The following is a 24,675-nucleotide window of genomic DNA, read 5'->3' as shown; positions in this document are numbered from 1 at the left end:
TTAAGGTTCATGAAAGCTGACGGTTAAGCCATTAAAAACGGGCCATTGCGGCCCGTTTTTTTTATATCGACTCAGTGCGCGCCGCCGCCGCCGCTGCCGGAGCCAAACGGCGGCCGCGCAAACCAGACCAGCACCAGCAGAAACAGAAAGACGCCAGCGGAAGCCCAGAAAATCTCGTTGGCGGAGATAATCAGCCCCTGATTAGTGATCTGCTGCGCAATCCAGCCTGAAGCCTGATCGTGCGACATCCCCAGCTGATTCAGCTTGCCGTACATCTCCTGCGAATTGAAGTTGTAAGCGTTCACTGACTCCGTAAGCTGGCTGTGGTGCATCGCCTCGCGGTCGGTCCACATTGTGGTAGTGATCGAGGTGCCGATCGACCCGGCCAGCGTGCGCGTAAAGTTCGACAGGCTGGACGCGGCCGCCAGCCGCTCCGGTGGCAGCCCGGACAGCGTGATGGTGGTCAGCGGCATAAAGAAGCAGGCCACGGCAAAGCCCTGAATAAACTGCGGCCAGGCCGATGCGCCGAAATCCATGCCGGGTTCAAACGTATAGGCTCGCCAGTAAAAGCAAACCGCATACATAATGAAGCTGAAGGTGACCAGCTTGCGCATATCCAGCCGATGGGCGAACCGGCCGATAATAGGCGACAGGATCACCGGCAGGATGCCGACCGGCGCGGAAGCCAGCCCGGCCCAGGTGGCCGTGTAGCCGTAGACCTCCTGCAGCAGCTGCGGCAACAGCACTATCGACCCGAAATAGAGCATATAGGCCAGGCTGATACAGAGGCAGCCGATGGTGAAATTCCGCGACTTAAACAGCGACAGATCGATGATCGGATGGTCGTCCGTCAGCTCCCAGACCAGCAGCACCGCCAGCGCTATCACCGCGACAATGGTTAGCGTGATAATCTCCGGCGAGCTGAACCAGTCCAGTTCCTTGCCACGGTCGAGCATCATTTGCAGCGAGCCAATCCCGACGATCAGCAGCACCAGCCCGACCGTATCAATAGGCCGGATTGCCGTTGCCGTTTCCCGATTGCGCAACGTTTGCAGCGTCAGGATCACCACTACCACGCCGATAGGCACGTTGATAAAGAAGATCCAGCCCCAGTGATAGTTATCGCTGATCCAGCCGCCCAGGATCGGCCCGCAAATAGGCGCGACAATCACCGTCATCGCCCAGAGCGACAGGGCGATGCTGCGCTTCGCGGGCGGATAGTTGCTGAGCAGCAGGCTCTGCGACAGCGGGATCAATGGCCCGGCCACCACGCCCTGCAGGACGCGGAAGAAAATCAACATGCCCAGGCTATTGGACATGCCGCATAGCCAGGAGGCGACGGCGAAAGCGGCGGTCGCCCAGACAAAGAGCTTTACTTCACCCACGCGCTTCGCCAGCCAGCCGGTAATGGGAATAGAAATCGCGTTGGCGACGCCGAACGAGGTCACCACCCAAGTGCCCTGCGAGTTAGAGGCGCCCAGATTACCGGCGATAGTCGGAATAGCGACGTTGGCGATAGTGGAATCCAGCACCTGCATAAACGTCGCCAGCGACAGCGCGATGGTCATCAGAACCAGCTGGGCGCCTTCAAGCGGTTTTTGTGCCATAACAGCCTCCCGCGCGCTCAGCCCGCATTTGCGTGAATGATATCGGCAATCAGCTGGTTGACCGGAGCCAGATCCAACGCCAGCGCGTCGCTTTCATAAGCGGGTTTCTGGCGCACGCTGGTGGCAAGTACGCTGCCGTCTTTATTGCTGGTGTCGATTTTAACCAGCGTCGACAGACCGATGCGCAGCGGATGACGCGCGACCTCGTCAGGGTTTAGCTCGATACGCACCGGCAAACGCTGCACCACTTTGATCCAGTTGCCCGTTGCGTTCTGCGCGGGCAGCAGCGAGAACGCGCTGCCGGTGCCCATATCCAGCCCTACGACTTTGCCGTGATAAACCACGTCGTCGCCGTAAATATCGCTGACAACCGTGGCAGGCTGACCGATACGCACATCGGCCAGCTGCGTTTCTTTATAGTTGGCGTCTACCCAGAGATTTTTCTCCGGCACCACGGCCAGCAGCGGCGTAGTGGTTGAGATCTGCGAGCCAACCTGCACGCTGCGCCGGGAGATGAAACCGTCAATCGGGCTGACAATCTCGGTACGCTGCAAAGCCAGCCACGCGTCACGCAGTTCGGCCGCGCTCTGTTTCACCGCCGGCTGATTCTCCAGAGAGGTATTCAGGATTGCCGCCTGGTTGGCGTTATACTGCTCGATCGCCACCTCAAGCTGAGCCTGAGCCGTAGCGACGGCATCGCGCGCGTGCTGTAAATCTTCGCGTCCGATCAGGTTAGCGGCGCCCAGCGGTTCGCGACGTTTCAGATCGGCCTGCGCCTGCGCCAGCGCGGTTTTTTGCAGCTCAATCGTCGCCTGATACTGCTTGCCGTTGATAATCAGCTGGTGGGTCTGACGCACGCTGGTCGCCAGCGCGGTCTGCGCCTTCTCGAAAGCCTGTTCCGCGTCGGTTTTATCCAGCGTTACCAGCACGTCGCCTTTATGAACGTGGTCGGTATCGTCAAACCAGACCTTGTTGACGCTGCCCGATACCTGCGCCATGACCTGCACCTGATTGCCCGCCACGTAGGCGTCATCGGTTTCCTGGAAATGGCGCAGCACGATAAACCACCAGGCCAGCCATGCCAGCCCGGCGATAACGAATATCAACGCCAGCACGATTAGCGCGCCTTTGCGCTTCTTCTTTTTATTGTTGGGTTGCTGCTGTGCTTCTGCACTCATAAGGTTCTCCACGTTCATCCTGGCAGGCTCCGGAGGCCGGTTCCGGATCCGAAAATGCCAGCGCAAAAGCGCTGGCATCAGTTGGGTTGCGGCTAAAATAGCGATAAGCGGCGGCGGTTGTGTCGCACAATATGCTATTGCGGGAAAGCTTAGCGAGAAAGGGCGGCGATCGTCTCGTCTTCGTCCATTTTATCCAGACGCGTCAGTAGTTTACGCGTTATGCCTTCCAGCTGGCCTTTTTCTGCCGGACTGAGCGCGGACCAGAGCAGCTGCAGACACTGATGCTGCGGCGGCAGCAGCTGGCGCAGAAAATCATGGCCTTTCTCGGTTAAATGCAGATGCAGACAGCGGCGATCGTTATCGCTTTCACGGCGTTCGATCCAGCCGCGCTTTTCCAGCTCATCGGCGATACGGGTGGCGTTAGTACGGGACGAGCCCAGCGCGGAGCTGAGTTCTGAAGGCTGAATACTGTGGTTTTCCTGCGCGTCGAGCGTGATCAGCGCCATAAACAGCGTCTCGTTAATCCCCTGTGCCTTGAGCATTTTGTTGCGGTTTTCCAGCAGCTTGCTCTGCATATGCATGCAGAGGCGCGTCAGCATAATTTCCTGTAAAGGGAAATCTTTCTGACGGTTAGCGCGGAAATTCAGCATCTGTTCAATGGGGGCAAACGAACTTTCCATCTGGGGGAACCTCATAAGTTGCAACTGGTATTGTAACGACGGCGATATAATGTCGTGTCTGTCGGCTGGCATGGCCAGCCAACGCCATCTCTAATGTCCAGGTCACTCCATAACCCAGGGCGTTATGCAGCGCCGGAACGGGGCGCTGCTACAGGTTCTACCTGTCATGCCCGAACCCGGAGGTCGGGCGAAAACGGCAAACCGGCGGGAGTGGGCTGCCAAAAAACGTCAAACCCAATCGCCTGCCAGCAGGCCGGGGTAATCAGCGCGGGGCCGGTTACCCATTATTGCTACGCTATAGCCGAAAAAAATTCCGCATAGCGCCTGCGTAACAAGGGATGCTGTACCGTTAAGAATTTAATAGTTTCAATCGAAAAAGTAACTAACCTGAATAAGTGTCAGGCTAACCATACCAGACTGTGTAAACGCTTAACAGGGCGGCGGCGCTGAAAGTGTTGCAATACGTTATCAACGGGTTAATCCGTTGTCAGCTCGTAACGGGAGCCTCGCCACCAGCTCAACAGGTTAAGCACGGTGATGAAAGCACCCACCGCGCAGACGCCGTGCCAGCCAGCGTACTGATAGGCGGCGGCCGAGAGCAGCGAACCGGCGGCGCCGCCGATAAAATAGCTGGTCATATAACCGGCGGTAAGACGGTTGCGCGCCTCCGGCATAGCGCGGTATATCACGCTCTGATTGGTAATATGTACGCCCTGTACGGCCAAATCGAGCAGGATAATGCCAATAACCAGCGCAGTCAGCGAGTGACCGCCCATCGCGGTGATCGCCCATGAGGCCAGCAGGATCAGCAGGCCGACGGTGGTGGTCAGGCGAGCCTTACCTTTATCCGCCAGCGAACCCGCCTGACGTGCCGCCAGCGCGCCTGCAGCGCCCACCAGCCCAAGCAGGCCGATTTCGCCTTCCGAGAAACCGTAAGGCGGCGAAGCCAGCAGGAAAGCCATTGAGGTCCACAGCATACTGAAGTTGGCGAACGCCAGGCAGCCGATAACCGCGCGGGTTCTTAAGATCGGCGTAGTAAAATAGAGTGTGAAGATTGAGCGCAGCAACTGCGGATAGTTAAGCGCTACCGACTGCTTATAACGCGGCAGATAGCGCCATAACGCCAGCGCCATCAGTACCATCAGCGCGCTGGCAACCCAGTAAACGGTGCGCCAGCCGCCCAGCTGTGCCAGACCGCCTGCAATGGTGCGCGCCAGCAGAATGCCCAGCAGCAGTCCGCTCATTACGGTGCCGACGACCTTACCCCGTTTCTCCGGCGCGGCCAGCGTGGCCGCCAGCGGCACCAGGATCTGCGCCACCACCGAAAACAGCCCGGTCAGCGCCGTGCCCAGCAGCATAAAGACAATATTGGTGGAAAGCGCGGTGATCACCATGCCGCCCGCTGCCAGCAGGCTCATCACCACAATCAGCGCCCGGCGCTCCAGCATATCGCCCAGCGGTACCAGCAGCAGTAAGCCAACGGCGTAGCCAAGCTGTGCGGTGGTGACGATAAACCCCGCTTCGTTAACGGAAAGGGAAAAAGCGCGCGCGATGGTTTCCAGTAGCGGCTGCACATAATAGTTGCTGGCAACGGAAAGGCCGGTGGCGATCGACATCAGGGCAACAAGGGCAGAGCTAAGACCGTGCTGAGGGGATTTCATGGTGATAATCAGAAATTTAAAAAGAAGAATAGCTTGATAGTAACCTGAAAAACTATTTTATTTATAGAATTATTTACAATTGGCGCGGATTGCCGCCGAAAGCGGAAAGGGAACTTTTACCGCAACGCTGTAGCCAGGGAAACGAGAGAAGAGGGCGCGTGTCCCGCGCCGGAAACGACGCGGGGCACGGCAAACCGATTATCTTCTTTCACATAGCTATATCGTGGCAAACGGGCCGCGTTCTTTCACGTAGCTATATCGTGGCTAACCGGCCACATTCTTCTACATAGCTATATTGTGGCAGACGGGCCGCATGCTTCCACAGGGCTATGGCCGCGTTCTTTCACATAGCTATATCGTGGCAGACGGGCCGCATGCTTCCACATGGCTATGGCCGCGTTCTTTCACATAGCTATATCGTGGCAGACGGGCCGCATACTTCCACATGGCTATGGCCGCGTGCTTCCACATAGCTATATGATGGCTAGCCGGCCGTGCGCTTTCCCTTGTATCAAGCGGGTTTTTATTTAGCGGCGGCGAGCGCGTCGTGGATCCAGCCGTCAAACTGCGCCTGATGCGCTTTGATCCAGCCGTTGACGTGCGCATTGATATCCGCTTCGCTGGACTGACCCTGCTGCATACGCGCGTTCTGCGCATTGATATCCGCCAGCGGCAGTTTCATTTCGGCAAACAGTTTAGCCGCCGCCGGATTTTTCTCAGCCCAGGCCTTATTCGCCACGATATGCATACTGTTCACCGGGAAGCCGTAATTAGCGCCGTTCGGCAATTTAGTATCCAGAGCCTTTTGCTCACCAGGCATGGCGGAAAACGGCACCTGTAGCCAGACGACATCCCGACCGGGTACCAGCTTGTCGCTGACCCAGTAAGGCGTCCAGGTGTAGTAAAGGATCGGCTTGCCTTCTTTAAAGCGGGAAATCGTATCGGCAATCATTGCCGAATAGTTGCCCTGATTGTGTTCAACCGTATTGCTCAGGCCGTAGGCTTTGATCTGATGGTTGATAACCGCTTCGCAGCCCCAGCCTGGCGTACAGCCGGTCAGATCCGCTTTGCCGTCGTTGTTGCTGTCGAAAAGCTTCGCCAGCTCAGGATCTTTCAGCTGGTCGATTCGGGTAATATGATATTTTTCGGCGGTTTTCTTATCGATCAGATAGCCCTGCGCCGCGCCCTGCACATAGGTGCCCTGACGATAGAACTTCGCGTCGCCGCCTGCCGCTTTATACATATCGTCATGCAGCGGCTGCCAGTTGACGGCGGTAAAGGTGGCGTCGCCGGCGGCCAGCGAGGTATAGCCGACGTTGTAATCCACCTCGCTTGGCTCATCGACGGTATAGCCCAGCTTTTCCAGCGCGCGGCTGACCAGCAGCGTCTGAAAGGTTTCTTCCGAAATGGTGCTTTGAATAGGTTTAACGGTAATGCCTTTACCAGGCAAATCGGCGGCAAAAGCCGGAAGGGCCAGCGTGGAGAATGCGGCGGCTAACAGTGCTGTCTTACGCATAGAAGATCCTTGTTATTCAAAAGGCGGAGGCTGGCGACGACGTAACGCCGCCAGCAGGCAGGATTAGTGGATAAATGGACGGGTGATCAGGCCTAACGGGCCGCTGGCATACCAGCGACGGGCACCGCGGCTGCGGCTGTCGCGGCCAACGGACTGCGTCAGGCGGTCAAGGATGATGGCGAGGATAACAATGCCTACGCCGCCGACGGTGGCCAGCCCCATATCAAGACGGCCGATGCCGCGCAGCACCATCTGACCCAAGCCGCCAACGGCGATCATGGAGGCGATCACCACCATCGACAGCGCCAGCATCAGCGTCTGGTTAACGCCCGCCATAATGGTCGGCATCGCCAGCGGCAGCTGCACCTTAAATAGCATCTGGCGCGGGCTGGCACCAAAGGATTCGGCGGCTTCGGTTAAATCAGCCGGAACCTGTTTAATGCCCAGAATGGTCAGGCGCACAATCGGCGGCAGGGCGAAGATAATGGTCACCACCACGCCGGGCACGTTGCCAATGCCAAACAGCATCACGATCGGCACCAGATAGACGAACGCGGGCGTCGTCTGCATGGCATCCAGCAGGGGCCGGATAAATTTGGCGGCCTTATCGCTGCGCGCCAGCCAGATCCCCAGCGGCAGGCCAATCACCATGCAGAACAGCAGGGCAGTCAGCACCAGCGCCAGCGTCACCATCGCCTGCGACCAGGCGCCGATAGCGCCAATAATAACCAGCGAAATCAGCGTGGCGACGCCCATGCCGAAGCTGGATATCTGCCATGCGATCAGCGCAAACAGCACGATAGCGACGGGCGACGGCATCCCCAGCAGGAAGTGCTGAAAAGCGCTGAGGATATAATCAACCGGCACGCGGATGCCCTGGAACAGCGGACGGAAATGGCTGACGATCCAGTCGATCCCGCTGGTTACCCAGCTATCAAGCGGGATCAGCGTTTTGTGAAAAGGATCGAGCAGACTGAAATGCTCTGGCGCCGGGGCTGGCGTGCTGCTTAACCAGTCGCTGCTGCTGGCCGCCGCATCGTGACCGCCCGACGTTCCCCAGGCATCTGCGCTGCTGGTTGAAGCGGCGTCCGTGCTCTGGGCTGGGGCTGCGCTGGTGGACCAGGCGTCTGCGCTGCTGGTTGAAGCGGCGTCCGCGCTCTGGGCTGGGGCTGCGCCGGTGGACCAGGCATCTGCGCTGCTGGTCGATGCGGCGTCCGCGCTCTGGGCTGAAGCTGCGCCAGTGGACCAGGGATCGCCTGCTGCGGCGGACTGGGCGGCGCCACCAGCGTCAGCGGCTGGCGTGACGTCAGAAGGGGCGGCGGATGCGCTCTGCCACGGGTCGGTTACTGGTGTGCTCATGGCTGGCTCCCTTCACGATCTAATGCCTGTAACAACATGCCTTTGGAAATGATGCCGATATAGTGATTATCTTCGCCAACGATGGGCACCGCGCAGGGGGCCTGTGCGACATGCGACAGCAGATCGTTAAGCGACGTATCGCCGGGCATGGCGACAGGCGCGGGCAAAATAGCCTGATCCAGCCCGTTGCCTGCGGCCAGCGCGGCCTTCAGCGAATCGGTAGAGACCACGCCGACAAACTTTTGCTTTTCCAGCACGTAGCCATATTCGCGGTCTTCATCCTGCAACAGCTTGATGGCCGAACGCGGGCCAAAGCCCGGCGCTTTACGCATCAGCGCGCTGGCGCTGCGGCGGGCGATATCTTTGGCGCTGAAGACGTGGCTGATATCCACGCCGCGAAAGAAAGTGCGCACGTAGTCGTTGGCGGGATTATTCAGAATTTCATCCGGCGTGCCGACCTGAATCACTTCACCGCCTTGCATAATCGCAATACGGTCGCCAATGCGCATGGCCTCATCCAGATCGTGAGAAATAAAGACAATGGTGCGCTGGTGGCGGGATTGCAGTTTTACCAGCTCATCCTGCATCTCAGTACGGATTAAAGGATCGAGCGCGGAGAAGGCTTCATCCATCAATAATATATCCGGATTGATGGCCAGCGCGCGCGCTAATCCAACACGCTGACGCATTCCGCCGGATAATTCGTCCGGCCAGGCGTGGGCATAATTATCCAGCCCAACCTGACGCAGCGCCTCCAGCGCTTTTTCCTGCCGTTGCTGGAGCGGGACGCCAGCTAATTCCATGCCGAAAGCCGCATTATTTAAGACGGTAAGATGAGGCATCAGCGCAAATGACTGGAACACCATGCTGATTTTATTTCGGCGCACCTGACGTAATTCGCTGTCGGATATTTTCGCTATATCGACACCGTCAATAATGACCTGACCACGGGTGGGTTCTATCAGACGATTGAGAAGGCGAACCATGGTGGACTTGCCGGAGCCGGAAAGGCCCATGATCACAAATATCTCGCCTTCTTCAATGGCCAGACTGGCATTCTTTACGCCAAGCGAGAGGCCGGTTTTTTCCAGCAGTGCTTCTTTACCCATGCCTTTATCGATATACTTAAAAGCGCGATCGGGATTTTCCCCAAAAACCTTATAAAGATTTTTAACTTCAATTTTAATAGCCATGTAATTATTTTATTCCTGACAAATAGTTAATTTTCTTATATTTCAATCGGTCCTGGTAAAATATGAACGGTCTATACCCTAACACACTCTCAGGCTGAGGCAACCCTTTGCGCGGCCTGGCGGAATTGATCCTGAGACGTGCATCTCCGGTAATGCCAGTAAGGGTAAGGGATGACGAGGAATTTCAGACAGGGAAAATAGTGCGATATTTATTATAAAAAGACGTCCTGGAAGAGGTAATTTAGCGGGGATTTTTCGCTTGTAGACGGAATAAAGTAACGTAAAAAAGGAGAATATCTTTCAGTAAATTTTTATTGAACGTCCGATCAATAAAAATAATGCCAGCGGACGGCCAGCCAAAAAGCCGCCCGCATTTATTCAAAAATTCCAGTCCTCATCTTCGGTATCCACGGCTTTTCCCATCACATAGGAAGAGCCGGAGCCGGAGAAGAAATCGTGGTTCTCGTCGGCATTGGGAGAAAGCGCGGCCAAAATAGCGGGATCGACATTGGTTAGCTCTGGCGGGAACAGCGCCTCGTAACCTAAGTTCATCAGCGCCTTGTTGGCGTTATAGTGCAAAAACTTATTCACCTCTTCGCACCAGTCCGGGCCTTCATACAGATCCGCCGTATAGGCCAGCTCGTTTTCATACAGCGCCAGCATCAGTTCCATGGCGAACTGATGCAGCTCTTTGCGTCTGGCCTTGCTCTCTTTTTGCAGCGCCTTCTGGTATTTGTAGCCGATATAGTAGCCGTGTACCGCCTCGTCTTTGATAATCAGGCGGATCAGATCGGCGGTATTGGTCAGTTTGCCGCGGCTTGACCAGTACATCGGCAAATAAAAGCCGGAATAGAACAGAAAGGACTCCAGAAAAACGCTGGCGATTTTCTTTTTTAACGGATCGCTGTAATGATAGTGTTCCAGCACGATGTCGGCTTTTCGCTGCAAAAAGATATTATTTTCGCTCCATTCATAGGCCGCATCGACATCGCTGGTGTGGCACAGCGTGGAGAAGATAGAACTGTAGGATCGCGCATGTACCGCTTCCATAAAGCTGATATTCGATATCACCGCTTCTTCATGCGGCGTCAGCGCATCCACCATCAGCGCCGGGGCGCCAACGGTGTTCTGAATGGTGTCCAGCAGCGTCAGTCCGGTATAGACGCGGATGGTGAGCTGCTGCTCCTGTGGGGTTAACCCGTTCCAGGCCGGAATATCGTTAGAAAGCGGAATTTTTTCCGGCAGCCAGAAGTTCGAGGTCAAACGGTTCCAGACTTCCAGATCTTTTTCGTCCTCGATCTGGTTCCAGTTAATAGCGTGCACGCGTTGTAGTTTCATCATATTTTTAGCGAATGCCTTCGCTCCCTTATGGTCAGGTTAGAGCGAGCAGGAAACACAGCCTTCGACTTCAGTGCCGAGCAGGGCCATCTGACGCAGGCGAATGTAATACAGGGTTTTGATGCCTTTCTTCCAGGCGTAAATCTGCGCCTTATTGATATCGCGCGTGGTGGCGGTATCGCGGAAGAAAAGCGTCAATGACAGCCCCTGATCGACATGGCGCGTCGCTTCGGCATAGGTATCGATAATCGCTTCCGGCCCGATATCGTAGGCGTCACGGTAAAACGCCTGGTTATCGTTGGTCATAAACGGCGCGGGATAGTAGACGCGGCCCGTTTTTCCTTCCTTACGGATCTCAATACGCGAGACGATAGGGTGAATACTCGACGTGGCGTGATTGATATAGGAGATCGAGCCGGTCGGCGGGATCGCCTGCAAATTTTGATTATAGATGCCGTAGTGCGTAACCATATCGCGCAGCTGCCGCCAGTCCTCTTGCGAAGGCAGCGTAATACCCGCTTTGGCAAACAGCGCGGCGGCTTCCGGCGTGCGCGGCTGCCAGGGCTGATTAACATACTGGTCAAAGTATTCGCCGCTGGCGTAGCGAGAGGCCGCAAAACCTGCAAACCGCTCGCCGCGTTCCCGGGCAATCAGGTTAGAAGTGCGCAGCGCGTGATAGGTGACGGCATAGAAGTAAAGATTGGTAAAGTCCAGCGCCGTCGGTGAACCGTAGTGGATGCCCTCACGCGCTAAATAGCCGTGCAGATTCATCTGGCCCAGGCCGATAGCGTGCGACTGCGCGTTGCCGTTTTCGATGGAAGGCACGGAGCGGATATGGCTCTGGTCGGAAACGGCCGTCAGGCCGCGTACCGCGATCTCCACCGTGCGGGCAAAGTCAGGCGAATCCATGGTATGCGCAATATTCAGCGACCCGAGGTTGCAGGAGATATCCTTGCCGATATGACGATAGCTTAAATCCTCATGGTATTCGGTCGGCGTATTTACCTGCAGGATCTCCGAGCAAAGGTTGCTCATATTAATCCTTCCCTTGATCGGGTTGGCGCGGTTAACCGTATCCTCAAACATAATATAGGGATAGCCGGACTCGAACTGGATTTCCGCCAGCGTCTGGAAGAACTCGCGTGGATTAATAAAGGTGCGGCGGATACGCTCGTCGGCCAGCATCTCCTCATATTTCTCGCTGATGCTGATATCGGCAAAGGGCAGGCCGTAAATACGCTCGACGTCGTAAGGCGAAAAGAGCGCCATCGGCTGATTGGCCTTCGCCAGCTGGAAGGTCACGTCCGGTATCACCACGCCCAGCGACAGCGTTTTGATACGGATTTTCTCGTCGGCATTTTCCCGTTTGGTATCCAGAAAGCGCAGGATATCGGGATGATGCGCGTGCAAATATACCGCGCCCGCGCCCTGACGCGCGCCCAGCTGGTTGGCGTAGGAGAAAGCATCCTCCAGCATCTTCATCACCGGGATCACGCCGGAAGACTGGTTTTCAATACGCTTGATCGGCGCACCGGCCTCGCGCAGGTTAGAAAGCAGAAACGCCACGCCGCCGCCGCGTTTGGACAGCTGGAGTGCGGAGTTCACCGAACGGCCGATCGACTCCATATTGTCTTCAATACGCAGCAGAAAACAGGAAACCAGCTCGCCGCGCTGCTGCTTGCCGCAGTTCAGAAATGTTGGCGTGGCAGGCTGAAAACGGCCGGACAGCATCTCTTCCACCAGCGCCGTCGCCAGCGCCTTGTCACCTTTGGCCAGCGTCAGCGCCACCATGCAGACGCGCTCGGTAAAGCCTTCAAGATAGCGTTTGCCGTCGAAGGTTTTCAGCGTATAGCTGGTGTAAAACTTCCACGCGCCAAGGAAAGTCTGGAAGCGGAAGCGATGCTGGTAAGCCTGCTCAAACAGCGCATTGATAAAATCAAAAGAATAAGCGTTCAGCACCTCGGCTTCGTAATAGCCTTCCGCTACCAGGTATTGTAAGCGCTCACTAACAGAGCTGAACGTCACCGTATTTGGCAGCACGTGCTGTAAGAAATAGCGGCGCGTCGCCTCACGATCTTTCTCAAACTGAATATGGCCGTCTGCATCGTAAAGGTTGAGCATCGCGTTCAGGGAATGGTAGTCGGCCGTGGCTGGCGCTATGGGTGTGCTTTCTGTTGTTGCCAAAATTGGGTTACTCCCCTGGATACGTTGGCGATGTCTTCTTCAGTGCCCAGCAGCTCGAAACGGTAGAGGCACGGGACGCGGCATTTCTGCGCAATAATGCTGCCCGCCAGGCAGTAAGCTTCGCCAAAATTGCGGTTGCCGGCGGCGATTACGCCGCGAATGCCCTGGCGGTTATCGACATCGTTAAGAAACTGAATGACCTGCTTCGGCACGGCACCTTTGGCGGTGCCGCCGCCGTAGCTGGGCACCACCAGGATATAGGGCTCAGCCACGCGCAGCGGCTGGCCGCCGATCGGGATACGGCGACAGGGCAGGCCGGTACGCAGCACAAAGCGGTGCGTGTTTTCCGACTGGCTGGAAAAATAGACCAGCATGGCGTCAGCCCTGCGCGACGGCACGGCCCAGCGCGGCGATCTTATCGGGGCGGAAGCCGCTCCAGTGTTCGCCTTCCGCCATCACCACGGGAACCTGGCGATAGCCCAGCGCTTTCAGCGTCTCCAGCTCGGTGGGATCCCGATCGAGGTTGATCAGCTGATACGCAATGCCCTGCTTATCCATCGCGCTTTTCGTCGCGCCGCACTGGACACAGTTATCTTTAGTGTAAATAATAATGCGCATGATTCGTATTTCCCTTTGTAGGCGGATATCCGGCACGGATAAGGCTGACAGACTGTTGAGCAAGCTTCCGGGCAGAAACGCCGCATAACCATATATTGTGTGTTGGTTGCTGTATTAAATACTAGATGTGGTGTTTATCGATTGCAACCTTATAGCTTGTGCGCTTATCAGCGCTAAGCGGGGCAAAGCCTTGCCGCACCTGGATTTAGCGCGGCAAAAAAATTTCAGGCTTTTTGCATGGCAGAACTGAAAGGGGATTCGGCAAACGGCGTGGCTAAAAAACAAGCGGTACGGCGCAATAAATTCATGACGAAGGCCGGATGCTGATGGCCAGCAGAGGCGGGGCGAGAAATATCCAGTAAGAGGTTATTGGGAAGGCTGTCATAAAACAGCAGGTATTGGATATAGCTGCTAAAGCAGGGCGGTAAACCACATAAACAAGATGTCGTGTAACTGTGGCAGCAGAACTTGCCGGCCGCAGCCACTTCTGCACTCTTATCCGGCAGAATTCGCCGTCCCGCAGAAATAACAATCCCCGCATAAGCGGGGACTGATCAGAGCATACAGGCGTAAAATTAATCGCGGGAAGTGCTGGTCGCAATCAGCGCGCCAAGGAAAACGCCGATCGCCGCGCCGATGCCGACGCCGTGCCACGGGTTATCCCGCACAAAGGTATCCACATGCTCGCCTGCGTCTTTAGCGACCTGAGACACGCGGTTGCCGCCGCCGTTAAGCTTGGCGCGGGTTTCTTTCAGCAGCGCCTGCGCTTTGCTGCGCGCATCGTCAACTTCTTCTTTCGATTTGCTGCCGTAGGATTTCAGCAGGCCATCAAGGGTATCAGCCAGCAGAGTGACGTCCTGGTTGATATCAATATCTTCGTTCTTTGTCGTCCGGTTAAACATTTAGCGCTCTCCTGGAAATGATACGGACTATTTACTATAGACTATCAGAGAGATATTTCGTGCGTCGGGCTGCCGCGCACCCTGTTTCTGGACAATTCCGAAAGCCCTGCGCCCTGGCGCTAAGGTAAGGTGACGGAGTTGGCAAGTATTAGAGGATTAAGCATGTATCTACGCCCTGATGAGGTCGCTCGCGTACTGGAAAAAGCGGGATTTGAAATGGACGCGGTCACCGCAAAAGCTTACGGCTATCGCCGAGGCGACAGCTATGTGTACGTAAATCGCGAAGCGCGTCTGGGACGCACCGCGCTGGTTATCCATCCCACGCTGAAGGAAAAAAGCCACAGCTTTGCGGAACCCGCGAACGAAATCAAAACCTGTGAGCACTACGTGCAGTTTCCCATGTACCTGGTCGGCGACAGCCGGGATCACTACGGTATTCCGCACGGCTTCAGCTCGCGCGCCGCGCTGGAACGCTATCTCGAATCCGTATTCGACTGATCGCCTGACGGGCTGAAAGCGCTGCTTTACGTTTCCTGACGTTGCATTACCGGCACAGACCAGGTATAACACCTGGCCTATGTAGAAGTTTAGACGTCTATACGGATAACAGGATGCAGCAGACTCAGCAGGACAATACGCAACAATTTAAACGCAGCATGAAGGCGCGCCATCTGGTAATGCTTTCGCTTGGCGGCGTGATCGGCACCGGCCTGTTTTTTAATACCGGCTATATTATTTCCACTACCGGTGCGGCGGGTACGCTGCTGGCCTATCTGATTGGCGCGCTGGTGGTCTATCTGGTGATGCTCAGCCTGGGCGAGCTTTCCGTCGCGATGCCCGAAACCGGCGCGTTTCACGTTTATGCCGCGCGCTACCTCAGCCCGGCGACCGGCTATACCGTGGCGTGGCTTTACTGGCTGACCTGGACCGTGGCGCTGGGATCGAGCCTGACGGCCGCCGGTTTCTGTATGCAGTACTGGTTCCCCCAGTCGCCGGTCTGGCTCTGGTGCCTGCTGTTCTGCGCGCTTATCTTCCTGCTTAACGTTATCTCTTCCCGCTTCTTCGCCGAAGGGGAGTTCTGGTTTTCGCTGATCAAGGTCATCACCATTCTGGCATTTATCGTGCTTGGCGCAGGCGCGATGTTCGGCTTTATTCCGTTAAAAGACGGCAGCAGCGCGCCGTTCTTCCACAACCTGACCGCGCACGGCTGGCTGCCGCACGGCGTGCTGCCAATTTTGATGACGATGGTGGCGGTAAACTTCGCGTTCTCCGGCACCGAGCTGATTGGCATTGCTGCTGGCGAGACGGAAAATCCGCACAAGGTGCTGCCGCTGGCGATACGCACCACGGTAGCGCGGCTGATTATTTTCTTTATCGGCACCGTGCTGATCCTGGCCGCGCTGATCCCGATGGATCAGGCCGGCATTGTGAAAAGCCCGTTTGTGCTGGTGTTTGAGAAAATTGGTATCCCTTACGCGGCCGATATCTTTAACTTCGTTATCCTGACCGCGATTCTGTCAGCCGCTAATTCCGGCCTGTACGCCTCTGGCCGGATGCTCTGGTCGCTCTCCAATCAGAACACGCTGCCGCGCTGCTTTGCCCGCCTGACCCGTCGCGGCATTCCGCTGACCGCGATTTCCGTCAGTATGCTGGGCGGCCTGCTGGCGCTGTTCTCCAGCGTGATCGCGCCGGATACGGTGTTCGTCGCGCTTTCCGCTATCTCTGGCTTTGCCGTGGTGGCCGTGTGGCTGAGCATCTGCGCCGCGCACTTTTTCTTCCGCCGGGCGCATCTGCGCGCGGGTAAACCGCTTGCCGAACTGAAATATCGCGCGCCGTGGTATCCGCTAACGCCGATTTTAGGTTTTGTGCTCTGCCTGCTGGCCTGCGTCGGGCTGGCTTTCGATCCCGAGCAGCGCATCGCGCTCTACTGCGGGCTGCCTTTTATCGCCGTCTGTTACGGCGCTTACTACCTTACTCAGCTGCTGCAAAAACGCGAGCAGGCAAAGGAGACTCCACATGTTGTCGATTGATGCCGTAAAACAGCAGGTAGCCGCCGGACTGGTGCTGGATGGCGCGATGGCTACCGAGCTGGAAGCGCGCGGCTGCGACCTGAGCGACGCGCTCTGGTCTGCGAAAGTGCTGATTGAAAATCCTGAACTGATTTATCAGGTGCATTACGACTACTTTAAAGCGGGCGCGCAGGTGGCGATCACCGCCAGCTATCAGGCGACGCCGCAGGGTTTTGCGCAGCGCGGGCTGGATGAAACGGCTGCGCTGGCGCTGATTGCCCGAAGCGTGGCGCTGGCCGTGAAGGCCCGCGAGGACTATCTGGCCGCCGCGCCGCAGGACGGGCCGCTGCTGGTTGCCGGCTCCGTAGGGCCTTACGGCGCGTTTCTGGCCGACGGTTCCGAGTATCGCGGCGACTATGCGCTGCCGCAGGCGGAGATGATGGCTTTCCACCGGCCGCGCGTGCGGGCGCTGGTGGCGGCGGGGGCGGATATTCTGGCCTGCGAAACGCTGCCTTCCTTCGCGGAGATCAAGGCGCTGATCGCGCTACTGGCAGAGTTTCCCGCCACGCCGGCCTGGTTTTCATTTACGCTGCGCGACAGCGAACATCTCAGCGACGGCACGCCGTTAGCTGAAGTCATCGCCTTTTTGGATGCGCAGCCGCAGGCGGTGGCGCTGGGGATCAACTGTATCGCGCTGGATAAGGTGACGGCCGCGCTGAAAGTTTTCTCCGCGCTGAGCGCGAAGCCGCTGGTGGTCTATCCCAATTCCGGCGAGCAGTACGATGCCGTCAGTAAAAGCTGGCACAGCGACGCCTCGACCTGCACGCTGGCGGATAACCTTGCCGAATGGCAGGCCGCCGGCGCCAGGCTGATTGGCGGCTGCTGCCGCACCACGCCCGCCGATATTAAAGCTATCGCCCAACGCTGCCGATAATACCTTCAGAGCTTTGCACCATAACGCCCGCAGCCGCCGGGCGTTATTCGCTGCGCCCAACTATTCTCACTATTTAACCTGGCAGGAAAGCTTATGAAACGTATTTTACCGGTGCTGTTTGCAGCGTGGCTGCTTGGCGGATGCGCCACTATCGTGGGCGACAAAACCCAGGATGTGAGCATTCAGAGCTGGCCACAAGGGGCAAAATTTGTGGTGCAGGATGAAACCGGCCGGGCGGTGGCGGAAGGCTACACGCCAAAGACCGTGACGCTGGCAAAATCGGACGGCAGCTACTTCGGCAAAAAGAAATTTCTGCTGATGCTGGAGCAGCCGGGCTTCGTGCCGCAAACCATTCCGCTAAACGAGAAGGCCAACCTCTGGTATCTGCTGGGTAATATCCCGCTTGGCGGCTTCCCCGGCTGGCTGCTGGTCGATCCATTTAACGGCGGCATGTACCACATCGAAGAACCGCCAGCCCGGATCATTATGAATCCTGTCGGTGCGCGCGGCTGACGGAAAACGTGGTGGCCCGCGCTGCTGGCGGGCCGGATAGCCGGAGCTACTGCGCTGTGGGCTTAACCATCGTATGCGGCGGGCGGTGCTTAGCCAGATACTGATGCTGGAAGATGCACATGCGGATGGTATTGCGGTACTCGCCGTTGATAAAAAACTCGTGGATCAGCTCGCCTTCAATTTCAAATCCCAGCTTGGTGTAGATATGGATAGCCTTTTTATTCTCTTTATCGACGATTAAATAAAGCTTGTAGAGATTGAGAACGGAGAAACCGTACTCCATGGCCAGCAGCGCGGCCTTGCTGGCAAGACCTTTGCCCTGATGGCCGGGCGCGATAATAATCTGAAACTCCGCGCGACGGTGAATATGGTTGATTTCGACCAGCTCCACCAGGCCCACTTTATCTTCCGCATACTCCACCACGAAACGCCGTTCGCTCTGATCGTGAATGTGCTTGTCATAGAGATCGGACAGCTCGACAAACGCCTCGTAAGGTTCTTCAAACCAGTAGCGCATCACGCTGGCGTTGTTATCCAGCTGGTGGACAAAATGCAGATCTTCGCGTTCCAGCGGACGTAATTTTACCGATTGCTCGGCCGATAAAGCAGGCATACATCATCCTTTGTTACTGAGGCACCAGGGCAAGCAGTATAGGGCGTGCAGCGGGCGGGAAAAAGCGGGAAAACAGCACCGCCAGCGCGCAAAGGGCTGGCGGTTGAGGAAGCGTTGCGGATCAGAAGTTGTAGCCGGCCACCAGATAGTAGCCCCAGCCGGTGGATTTCACTTCAAAATTACCCGTGCCGAAGTTCAGCTCCTGGCCATCTGCCCACTGGCCGCCGTTGTGGAAGTAACGCGCCACCACAGAGTAGTGCCAGTGATCGTAAACCAGCGACAGCACGTGGCTGGAAGCGATGGAGTTGCTGGTGCGTGAAGCATCGCTCTTGTCGCGCAGATCGGAACCCCAGTCAAAGTTGGTAAAGCCGATATAGCTCAGGTTACCGCCCCACAGCGAAGTCAGCGGCACAAAGTATTTCACCTTAAAGCGATAGCCGTCCCAGCTGTTTTCGTTAGCGGCACCGTAGTTCTCCCACTGGTATTTAGCGTACACGTTCAGCGACAGGTTGACCGGCGTGTGGGTATCGATATCGGTGCCCAGGCCCATGTACCAGGTGTTCTGACGGTTGTCGCTGTTACGGCCCATATCGTAGATATAGTTGTTGGCGAAATACCACTCTTTCACCGGCCCGATGCTCAGATCGGTATTGGTCAGTTTGTCGATGGAGAAGCGCGGTTCGATCTCCATAAACATCGGCGAGCCGTGGTCGAAAATGCCGTTGGCGTTGGAGTTACCGGCACCGAAGAAGTTGGTCAGATCCAGGTAGCCGTAAAAATCAAACCAGTCTTTTTTGGCGAAGGCTTCATATTCCAGATAAACGTCGTTGTTAAACTGCGGCCCGAAACGGGTGTGATAGCTGCCTACCACGTTAACGCTCTGGTGCCACCAGTCGGAAACGTACTGCGGCTGCTCGGGGGCAGCAAAAGAAGCGGTGCTGTATGAAAGCGCCATCACTGCGCCAGCCATCAGAGATTTATATTTCATTATATTACCACATGCTTATCGACCATTTTCTGCAGCCCGCGCGATGGTCTTATCTGTCGTTATCCGGAACGGAACAGGAAGGCGGTTTCAGTGCCGAAAGCGCCCGTATAAATGCCGGAAAAGTGTGCCGTCATCCGCGCTTAAGGAAATAGATATCGCTCACAGTTGTCAAACTCTGTTTCATTTCACTTTAATTAAAGTGTGATGTAGATCACGCAAAGGACGGAACTTAAGCGGGCTGTTGCTTGTCTGCGCCGAAAAAGCCTGTTTGTCGCCAGGTAAACGTTTGCCTGTTGAAGTAAGGGGGGATGCTGAGAAAAAGAAAGCGGTGCGGGGTAAATGTTATGAGGTTGTGTTATAAGATAATCTTATATAAAGGGCAGGTTTTTGCGCATTTTTTAGCCATGTAAAGAGAGCGAAGTTGCCAGGCGGCAGGTAACGGCCGCCCCTGTTTCACGCCATCCTGGCTGGCAGTCCGGCGGCGGATAATTACCGCCGCTTTGGTTTGGCAGTCCGGCAGCGGCAGATAATTACCGCCGCTTTGGCCTTTCAATCCAACAGCAGCAGATGATTGCTACTACTGTGGCCTTTTACTCCAGCGGGGCAGATAGCTGCTGGAGCCTTTCACTCCAGCAGGGGCAGAACAGCCTCCAGCCGCCCGGCATCCTCACGATCAATTGACGCCAGCGGCTGCGGCAGATTAACCGCTTCCGTCAGGCCCAGCCTGGCGGCCAGCGCGGCGACAACCCGCAAACTGCCATATTTTGCAAACAGCGCCCAGAGCGGGGCCAGCCGATCGGAAAGGTTTTGCGCCTCCAGCTGCTGACCCGCGGCGCTCAGCCGGATAATCCGCTGGCAAACCTGCGGAAACAGGCCGCCCAGCACGGAAAACCACAGCTCGCCGCCCGCATTCAGGCCTCGCGCGGCCAGCGCGTCGCCGCTGACGCCAATGGCTATTTTGTCCGGCAATAGCTGGCGCAGACGGTCTATCCGCGCTTTTGCCTGGGCGGCATCGTCCGGCACGCCGGGAATTTTAATAGCGGCGAGCCTGGAAAGCCCGGCGAGTCGACCATACAGCTCATCGCTGAAGGTAAATTGCGTGGTGCCGGGATTGTCATACAGGCACAGCGGCACGGAAATAGCGTCGTTAACGCTTTGATACAGCTGAAACACCTCTTCTTCCCGCAGCTTCTGGTAGGAAACTGGTGCCAGCAGCAGCGCTTTGGCACCGGCCTGCTGCGCGTCTTCGGCCAGTTCCAGCACCTGACGCGTCCGCAGCGCGCCAATGCCCACCATCACCGGCACCTTTCCCGCTTCCTCGACGGCCAGCGAAACCACACGCTTTCTCTCCTCACGCGTCAGATAAGCGTAGTTGCCCGTCGAACCCAACACGCCAAGCGACGTCACTCCGGCTGCCGCCAGTCGCTGGATCAAACCGCGAAAAGCGCGCTCATCAATTTCTGTTTCATTCATTGGCGTTAAAGGGAACGCGCTGAGACCGGTAAACATAGAGGTTTCCTTAATAGCGTGACGGATAAACACGCAGCGTAGCACCAGAAGGATTTCGGTATAAGAGGGCAAACCGCAACGGGCATTTTCCCGCGGGTTCCGCCAGCTCGAAAGCAACATTTTTCCGCCGTTTAGCGCGCCCTTAATGTTGCCTTAATATTCCTGCGGGAAACTCTTCTCACCAACCTGAGGAGAACACTATGAAACAGCCGCACAGCCGTCCGCTAAGTGAATATACCGCCGTGATTTTCAGCGGCCTTGTGATCCTGGCTTTTCTGCGGGTTTGGTTCGCCGCCTGAGCCGCCGTCAGGAAAATTTTACCGAGGCGCGACAGCCGCCGGTTTGCGGCCGATTTTCGAGGAAAAACTGCGCCTTATGCAGCTGGGCAATGCGGCTGACGATGCTCAGGCCCAGCCCGATGCCGCCGTAACGGCTGTCCATCCGTACAAAAGCGCGGCTCAGCTCGCCGCTTTTGCTTTCGTCAATGCCCGGCCCGCAATCCTCCACCGCCAGCACCGCGCCGGAAACGTTTTCAATGCGAACGGTCACGACGGTGCCTTTTGGGCTGTAGCGATGGGCATTCTCAAGCAGGTTCCTCAGCAGGACGCTCAGCAGCGTGGCGTCGCCGCGCACCGTGACATCCTGCGTTGCCGCCACTTCCAGCGTTTGTCCACGCTGTTGCAGCATCGCCTGCATTTCCAGGCTCATCGGCGCGATCACATCCCGCATCAGCGAAACCTGCTGATAGTTGCCGGCGGTAAAGGATTGCCCGACGCGCGCCAGTTGGAGCAGCTGAGAGACGCTGTTGGTCATCTGATCCAGACGCTCGAGCAAAGGGCGCACGTTAACGGCGTGCTTTTTCTCTATCAGCTCCAGATGCAGCCGTAGTCCGGCCAGCGGCGTGCGCAGCTCGTGGGCGACATCGGCGGTAAACAGGCGTTCGCGCTCCAGACTGGTGGTCAGACGCGTAATCAGCTGATTAACAGCCTGGGTAACGGCATCCACTTCCCGCACCGAACGGGCACAGCTGATGGGATCGAGATCGTCCTCGCTGCGGTTTTCCAGCTGCTTTTGCAGTTCAGACAGCGGCCGCGTGATCCATTTCACCACCTGGAAACAGAGCAGCAGGGCGAGCGTAATCATAATCAGGCTCGGCACGGCCAGGCTGGCGACGGCCTCATGGATCTCTTTTTCCACGTGCTTGTGCTGGTCATGATTATGCAGCGCCGCGTCCACCAGCAGCTGGATCTGCTCTTTGCTTTCGTGCCACAGCCACGCCACGCTAATCACCTGGCAGAACAGCAAAATCAGGCCAACCGCCATCAGCAGGCGAAAGCGCATCGTGTTGCCTTGACGTTGAAAGAAAAATTTACTCATTCGTATCGGCCTTGATCAGGGCATAGCCAAAGCCGCGCACGGTGCGGATCGCCGACCGGCCGATTTTTTCGCGCAGGTTGTGGATATGCACCTCCAGCGTGTTGGTGGACGGCTCGGTTTCCCAGTTGTAGATATCGTTGTAGAGGATTTCGCGATGCACCGGCTGCCCGGCCTTAAGCATCAGCCGCGACAGAATAGCGTACTCTTTCGGCGTCAGCTCCAGCAGCCTGTCGGCAAGATGGATCTGGCGATGCGTCATATCCAGCGCCAGCTGGCCGAAAGTCAGCCTGCTGTCACCCTGGTTAACATGGCGGCGGATCAGCGCCCGGATGCGCGCCAGCAGCTCTTCCAGCGCAAAAGGTTTGATCAGATAATCGTCCGCGCCCGCGTCCAGCCCGGTGATGCGGTCGCCGACCGTATCCCGCGCGGTGAGGATCAGCACAGGATACTTTTTCTTCTGGCGGCGCAGGCGCAGCAAAAGGCGCAGGCCGTCCTCGTCCGGCAATCCCAAATCGAGGATCAGCAGGCTATAGAGGCCGCTGGCAAGCGCGGCCTGTGCGTCGTGGCTGGTGCTTACGCCGTCGCAAACGTAGCCTTCGCCTTCCAGCGCCATAAGCAAACCCTGTAGCAGCAGGGCATCGTCTTCCACCACCAGAATTTTCACCGATTTGTGCTCCGACAGGCCGTCAGGATATCGTCGCCAGGCACATACTCACGCGTCACCGTGCCGGTCAGCCCCAGCACCGTAGAGAACAGATTATCCTGCGACCACGTATTCTTCGTCAGTTTGTTCATACAGTCCATAGCCACCGCGTGGCGCTGCTGATAGTCGGGCGACAGCCAAATCAGCATCGGCACATGCTTCTGCTCTTCCGGCGCTATCGCGTAGGGCATACCATGCAGATAGACCCCGTTTTCGCCCAACGATTCCCCGTGATCGGAAAGATAGACCAGGCTGGTGGTAAAACGATCCTGATGTGATTTTAATACGTTAATGGCTTTATCGACGATGTAATCCACATAGAGCAGGGTATTGTCGTAGGTGTTGACCAGTTGCTCCCTGGAACAGTCCTGGATCTGGTTGGTGTCGCAGGTCGGCACAAAACGGCGGAACTGCGCCGGATAGCGATGATAATAGGTTGGGCCGTGGCTGCCGATAGTATGCAGCACGATAATGCCGTTGCCCTTCAGCTGGTTGATATAGTCATCCAGGCCGTGAAACAGCACGTCATCGTAGCATTCGCCGTCGATGCACTCGCCAGGCAGATCCAGGCGCGTCATATCCTGATGCGGCACCCTGTCACAGGCGCCTTTACAGCCGCCGTCGTTCTCATTCCACAGCACGCTCAGGCCCGCGCGCTGCACGATATCCAGCAGGCCTTCCCGATGGCTGGCAAGCACATCATCATAGTGCGCGCGCGGCATCCCGGAAAACATGCAGGGCACCGACACTGCCGTAGAGGTGCCGCAGGATATGGTCTGCGGGAAATAGATAACGTTATCTTTCGCCAGCAGGGGGTTGGTCTGGTGCGGATAGCCGGAAAGCGAAAAATCCGCCGCGCGCGAGGTTTCGCCCAGCACAATAATGGTCAGGCTTTTTTTCGTGCTGTTGAGCATTTGCGGGCTTTGATGCGCATCTTCTCCCAGCCTGACCAGCGGCAGGTGCGTTAGCTGGTTGTGCTTATACCAGGAAAGCGTTGCGGCAATACTGTTGGCAGGGCTAAGCGACTTCACCAGCTCTTTATGATTGCGAAACAGCGAGGCGTAATCTTTATAGAAGAGCAGGGCGATCAGCAGGATTAAAACGGCGGAGGCGGCCAGGCTGAGCACGCGCGGCACCACGCTGCTCAACAGGCCCGACGGCGTTTTGAAGCGTATCCAGAACGCCAGCACGACGGCCAGCACGCCGGAAAGCAGCAGGCTGATAACAAACTGCGGCGTCATCAGGGCAAAGGACTCCGACGCGGTGGTATCCAGCATATTGACGATCATCGAGCGGTCGAGAACGATATTGTAGTTCCAGATAAAATACTGTGCCGCAGCGGAAACCAGGATAAACAGGGCGATAAGCAGCCTGTCCAGCCACAGAAACGAAGCCAGCGTCAGCACGATGTTAATGACGCTGAACGCCACCAGCGGCATAGAAAGGAAAACCAGCGTACAGCGCAACGTGGTAAGCGGCATGGCCGCCAGCACCTGATGGTAGAAGGCAAGATTCAGAAACAAAGCAATGTAGGCGGAAAAGAGGATCAGGAAAAGGTGTCGACTCAGCGACACTCTTTTTAGCTGCATCAGTGACATACCAGCAATCCGGAGCAAGAAAAGAGAGGCTCAGCCTGCCAGTGAAAGGTTAGGAAAACCTTAAGGCCCTTAAGAAATCACGATAAAGACTGGCAAAGATGGCAAGCGTCCTCCTGATGGTCTGGAAAAGCCAGGCGCACGGAATATAAGGAGGAGTCAGGAAGCCAGAAGGGCTGAGAATGGGCCTGATGTTTC

Annotated in this window: 23 protein-coding genes; 4 read left to right on the top strand and 19 right to left on the bottom strand. The window is 56.7% G+C overall.

From position 1 onward, the window contains the following. Positions 1 to 71: 71 nt before the first annotated feature. The 13 genes from emrB to QCD69_RS15755 form a co-directional block, all read right to left on the bottom strand. Positions 72 to 1,607: a multidrug efflux MFS transporter permease subunit EmrB gene (gene emrB, locus QCD69_RS15815; RefSeq protein ID WP_253459050.1), complete on the bottom strand. Its 1,536-nt coding sequence runs from the start codon at positions 1,605 to 1,607 to the stop codon at positions 72 to 74. 17 nt (positions 1,608 to 1,624) lie between these two features. Beyond that, positions 1,625 to 2,785 carry a multidrug efflux MFS transporter periplasmic adaptor subunit EmrA gene (gene emrA / locus QCD69_RS15810; protein ID WP_253459053.1) on the bottom strand — a complete coding sequence of 387 codons (1,161 nt, stop codon included), beginning with the start codon at positions 2,783 to 2,785 and terminating at the stop codon, positions 1,625 to 1,627. 149 nt (positions 2,786 to 2,934) lie between these two features. Continuing rightward, the gene (gene mprA, locus QCD69_RS15805; protein ID WP_253459056.1) at positions 2,935 to 3,465 is read right to left on the bottom strand and encodes a transcriptional repressor MprA; all 531 of its coding nucleotides are present in this window, start codon (positions 3,463 to 3,465) and stop codon (positions 2,935 to 2,937) included. A gap of 476 nt (positions 3,466 to 3,941) precedes the next feature. Next, on the bottom strand, positions 3,942 to 5,126 hold the full coding sequence (locus tag QCD69_RS15800) for an MFS transporter (RefSeq protein WP_253459059.1): 1,185 nt from the start codon (positions 5,124 to 5,126) through the stop codon (positions 3,942 to 3,944). 523 nt (positions 5,127 to 5,649) lie between these two features. Next, positions 5,650 to 6,642, bottom strand: a complete 993-nt coding sequence (proX, locus tag QCD69_RS15795; RefSeq protein WP_253459063.1) for a glycine betaine/L-proline ABC transporter substrate-binding protein ProX — start codon at positions 6,640 to 6,642, stop codon at positions 5,650 to 5,652. Positions 6,643 to 6,705: 63 nt separating this feature from the next. After that, positions 6,706 to 8,001 (bottom strand): glycine betaine/L-proline ABC transporter permease ProW, encoded by a 1,296-nt coding sequence (proW, locus tag QCD69_RS15790; protein ID WP_301252692.1) that lies wholly within the window; start codon positions 7,999 to 8,001, stop codon positions 6,706 to 6,708. Further along, positions 7,998 to 9,194 (bottom strand): glycine betaine/L-proline ABC transporter ATP-binding protein ProV, encoded by a 1,197-nt coding sequence (proV, locus tag QCD69_RS15785; protein WP_301252691.1) that lies wholly within the window; start codon positions 9,192 to 9,194, stop codon positions 7,998 to 8,000. Before proV ends, proW begins: the two co-directional genes overlap by 4 nt. Positions 9,195 to 9,572: 378 nt before the next feature. Then, on the bottom strand, positions 9,573 to 10,532 hold the full coding sequence (gene nrdF, locus QCD69_RS15780; protein WP_301252702.1) for a class 1b ribonucleoside-diphosphate reductase subunit beta: 960 nt from the start codon (positions 10,530 to 10,532) through the stop codon (positions 9,573 to 9,575). 39 nt (positions 10,533 to 10,571) lie between these two features. Then, positions 10,572 to 12,716, bottom strand: a complete 2,145-nt coding sequence (nrdE, locus tag QCD69_RS15775; RefSeq protein WP_301252689.1) for a class 1b ribonucleoside-diphosphate reductase subunit alpha — start codon at positions 12,714 to 12,716, stop codon at positions 10,572 to 10,574. Then, positions 12,689 to 13,090, bottom strand: coding sequence for a class Ib ribonucleoside-diphosphate reductase assembly flavoprotein NrdI (gene nrdI / locus QCD69_RS15770; RefSeq protein WP_125289390.1), 402 nt, complete (start codon positions 13,088 to 13,090; stop codon positions 12,689 to 12,691). The genes nrdE and nrdI overlap by 28 nt, the downstream gene beginning before the upstream one ends. A 4-nt stretch (positions 13,091 to 13,094) precedes the next feature. Then, entirely contained in the window at positions 13,095 to 13,334 is a 240-nt protein-coding gene (gene nrdH, locus QCD69_RS15765; RefSeq protein ID WP_125289391.1) for a glutaredoxin-like protein NrdH, read from the bottom strand. Positions 13,335 to 13,558: 224 nt separating this feature from the next. Then, on the bottom strand, positions 13,559 to 13,819 hold the full coding sequence (locus tag QCD69_RS15760) for a hypothetical protein (RefSeq protein ID WP_253459074.1): 261 nt from the start codon (positions 13,817 to 13,819) through the stop codon (positions 13,559 to 13,561). 90 nt (positions 13,820 to 13,909) lie between these two features. Beyond that, complete coding sequence (locus QCD69_RS15755) at positions 13,910 to 14,236, bottom strand: DUF883 family protein (RefSeq protein WP_125289392.1); 327 nt, start codon at positions 14,234 to 14,236, stop codon at positions 13,910 to 13,912. Between the two features lie 162 nt (positions 14,237 to 14,398). Here QCD69_RS15755 and QCD69_RS15750 point away from each other — a divergent pair, with 162 nt between their 5' ends. From QCD69_RS15750 to QCD69_RS15735, 4 genes are all read left to right on the top strand, one after another. After that, entirely contained in the window at positions 14,399 to 14,734 is a 336-nt protein-coding gene (locus QCD69_RS15750; protein ID WP_125289393.1) for a DUF2002 family protein, read from the top strand. A 113-nt stretch (positions 14,735 to 14,847) separates the two neighbouring features. Next, positions 14,848 to 16,266, top strand: coding sequence for an S-methylmethionine permease (gene mmuP, locus QCD69_RS15745; RefSeq protein WP_253459077.1), 1,419 nt, complete (start codon positions 14,848 to 14,850; stop codon positions 16,264 to 16,266). After that, positions 16,253 to 17,179, top strand: a complete 927-nt coding sequence (gene mmuM, locus QCD69_RS15740) for a homocysteine S-methyltransferase (protein WP_301252686.1) — start codon at positions 16,253 to 16,255, stop codon at positions 17,177 to 17,179. Before mmuP ends, mmuM begins: the two co-directional genes overlap by 14 nt. 93 nt (positions 17,180 to 17,272) lie before the next feature. After that, a complete protein-coding gene (locus QCD69_RS15735) occupies positions 17,273 to 17,692 on the top strand; it encodes a hypothetical protein (RefSeq protein ID WP_125289397.1) in 420 nt (139 codons plus the stop codon). Positions 17,693 to 17,738: 46 nt separating this feature from the next. Here QCD69_RS15735 and speG read toward each other — a convergent pair whose 3' ends face one another. From speG to eptA, 6 genes are all read right to left on the bottom strand, one after another. Next, the gene (gene speG / locus QCD69_RS15730; protein ID WP_253459083.1) at positions 17,739 to 18,305 is read right to left on the bottom strand and encodes a spermidine N1-acetyltransferase; all 567 of its coding nucleotides are present in this window, start codon (positions 18,303 to 18,305) and stop codon (positions 17,739 to 17,741) included. Between the two features lie 121 nt (positions 18,306 to 18,426). Continuing rightward, the gene (locus QCD69_RS15725) at positions 18,427 to 19,293 is read right to left on the bottom strand and encodes a nucleoside-specific channel-forming protein Tsx (RefSeq protein WP_253459086.1); all 867 of its coding nucleotides are present in this window, start codon (positions 19,291 to 19,293) and stop codon (positions 18,427 to 18,429) included. Positions 19,294 to 19,917: 624 nt separating this feature from the next. After that, entirely contained in the window at positions 19,918 to 20,802 is an 885-nt protein-coding gene (locus QCD69_RS15720) for a dihydrodipicolinate synthase family protein (protein WP_301252684.1), read from the bottom strand. 306 nt (positions 20,803 to 21,108) lie between these two features. Then, the gene (pmrB, locus tag QCD69_RS15715; protein ID WP_253459093.1) at positions 21,109 to 22,179 is read right to left on the bottom strand and encodes a two-component system sensor histidine kinase PmrB; all 1,071 of its coding nucleotides are present in this window, start codon (positions 22,177 to 22,179) and stop codon (positions 21,109 to 21,111) included. Further along, entirely contained in the window at positions 22,172 to 22,843 is a 672-nt protein-coding gene (gene pmrA / locus QCD69_RS15710) for a two-component system response regulator PmrA (RefSeq protein WP_301252682.1), read from the bottom strand. Before pmrA ends, pmrB begins: the two co-directional genes overlap by 8 nt. Further along, entirely contained in the window at positions 22,840 to 24,480 is a 1,641-nt protein-coding gene (eptA, locus tag QCD69_RS15705) for a phosphoethanolamine transferase EptA (protein WP_301252680.1), read from the bottom strand. Before eptA ends, pmrA begins: the two co-directional genes overlap by 4 nt. Between the last annotated feature and the right edge of the window lie 195 nt (positions 24,481 to 24,675).

It is taken from the genome of Erwinia sp. PsM31 (assembly GCF_030433775.1).
Taxonomy (GTDB): domain Bacteria; phylum Pseudomonadota; class Gammaproteobacteria; order Enterobacterales; family Enterobacteriaceae; genus Erwinia; species Erwinia aeris.
Note: the sequence above shows the minus strand (reverse complement) of the source record. Positions and strands in the feature narration are given on the sequence as shown.

What these genes read in the sequence shown, in the direction of transcription:
- QCD69_RS15750 (WP_125289393.1), top strand. Translation starts at nt 14,399, where the DNA reads ATGTATCTACGCCCTGATGAGGTCGCTCGCGTACTGGAAAAAGCGGGA.
- mmuM (WP_301252686.1), top strand. Translation starts at nt 16,253, where the DNA reads ATGTTGTCGATTGATGCCGTAAAACAGCAGGTAGCCGCCGGACTGGTG.
- QCD69_RS15720 (WP_301252684.1), bottom strand. Translation starts at nt 20,802, where the DNA reads ATGTTTACCGGTCTCAGCGCGTTCCCTTTAACGCCAATGAATGAAACA.
- QCD69_RS15800 (WP_253459059.1), bottom strand. Translation starts at nt 5,126, where the DNA reads ATGAAATCCCCTCAGCACGGTCTTAGCTCTGCCCTTGTTGCCCTGATG.
- proV (WP_301252691.1), bottom strand. Translation starts at nt 9,194, where the DNA reads ATGGCTATTAAAATTGAAGTTAAAAATCTTTATAAGGTTTTTGGGGAA.
- emrB (WP_253459050.1), bottom strand. Translation starts at nt 1,607, where the DNA reads ATGGCACAAAAACCGCTTGAAGGCGCCCAGCTGGTTCTGATGACCATC.
- proX (WP_253459063.1), bottom strand. Translation starts at nt 6,642, where the DNA reads ATGCGTAAGACAGCACTGTTAGCCGCCGCATTCTCCACGCTGGCCCTT.
- QCD69_RS15725 (WP_253459086.1), bottom strand. Translation starts at nt 19,293, where the DNA reads ATGAAATATAAATCTCTGATGGCTGGCGCAGTGATGGCGCTTTCATAC.
- speG (WP_253459083.1), bottom strand. Translation starts at nt 18,305, where the DNA reads ATGCCTGCTTTATCGGCCGAGCAATCGGTAAAATTACGTCCGCTGGAA.
- QCD69_RS15755 (WP_125289392.1), bottom strand. Translation starts at nt 14,236, where the DNA reads ATGTTTAACCGGACGACAAAGAACGAAGATATTGATATCAACCAGGAC.
- mmuP (WP_253459077.1), top strand. Translation starts at nt 14,848, where the DNA reads ATGCAGCAGACTCAGCAGGACAATACGCAACAATTTAAACGCAGCATG.
- eptA (WP_301252680.1), bottom strand. Translation starts at nt 24,480, where the DNA reads ATGTCACTGATGCAGCTAAAAAGAGTGTCGCTGAGTCGACACCTTTTC.
- pmrB (WP_253459093.1), bottom strand. Translation starts at nt 22,179, where the DNA reads ATGAGTAAATTTTTCTTTCAACGTCAAGGCAACACGATGCGCTTTCGC.
- nrdI (WP_125289390.1), bottom strand. Translation starts at nt 13,090, where the DNA reads ATGCTGGTCTATTTTTCCAGCCAGTCGGAAAACACGCACCGCTTTGTG.
- proW (WP_301252692.1), bottom strand. Translation starts at nt 8,001, where the DNA reads ATGAGCACACCAGTAACCGACCCGTGGCAGAGCGCATCCGCCGCCCCT.
- nrdF (WP_301252702.1), bottom strand. Translation starts at nt 10,532, where the DNA reads ATGAAACTACAACGCGTGCACGCTATTAACTGGAACCAGATCGAGGAC.
- nrdH (WP_125289391.1), bottom strand. Translation starts at nt 13,334, where the DNA reads ATGCGCATTATTATTTACACTAAAGATAACTGTGTCCAGTGCGGCGCG.
- emrA (WP_253459053.1), bottom strand. Translation starts at nt 2,785, where the DNA reads ATGAGTGCAGAAGCACAGCAGCAACCCAACAATAAAAAGAAGAAGCGC.
- mprA (WP_253459056.1), bottom strand. Translation starts at nt 3,465, where the DNA reads ATGGAAAGTTCGTTTGCCCCCATTGAACAGATGCTGAATTTCCGCGCT.
- QCD69_RS15735 (WP_125289397.1), top strand. Translation starts at nt 17,273, where the DNA reads ATGAAACGTATTTTACCGGTGCTGTTTGCAGCGTGGCTGCTTGGCGGA.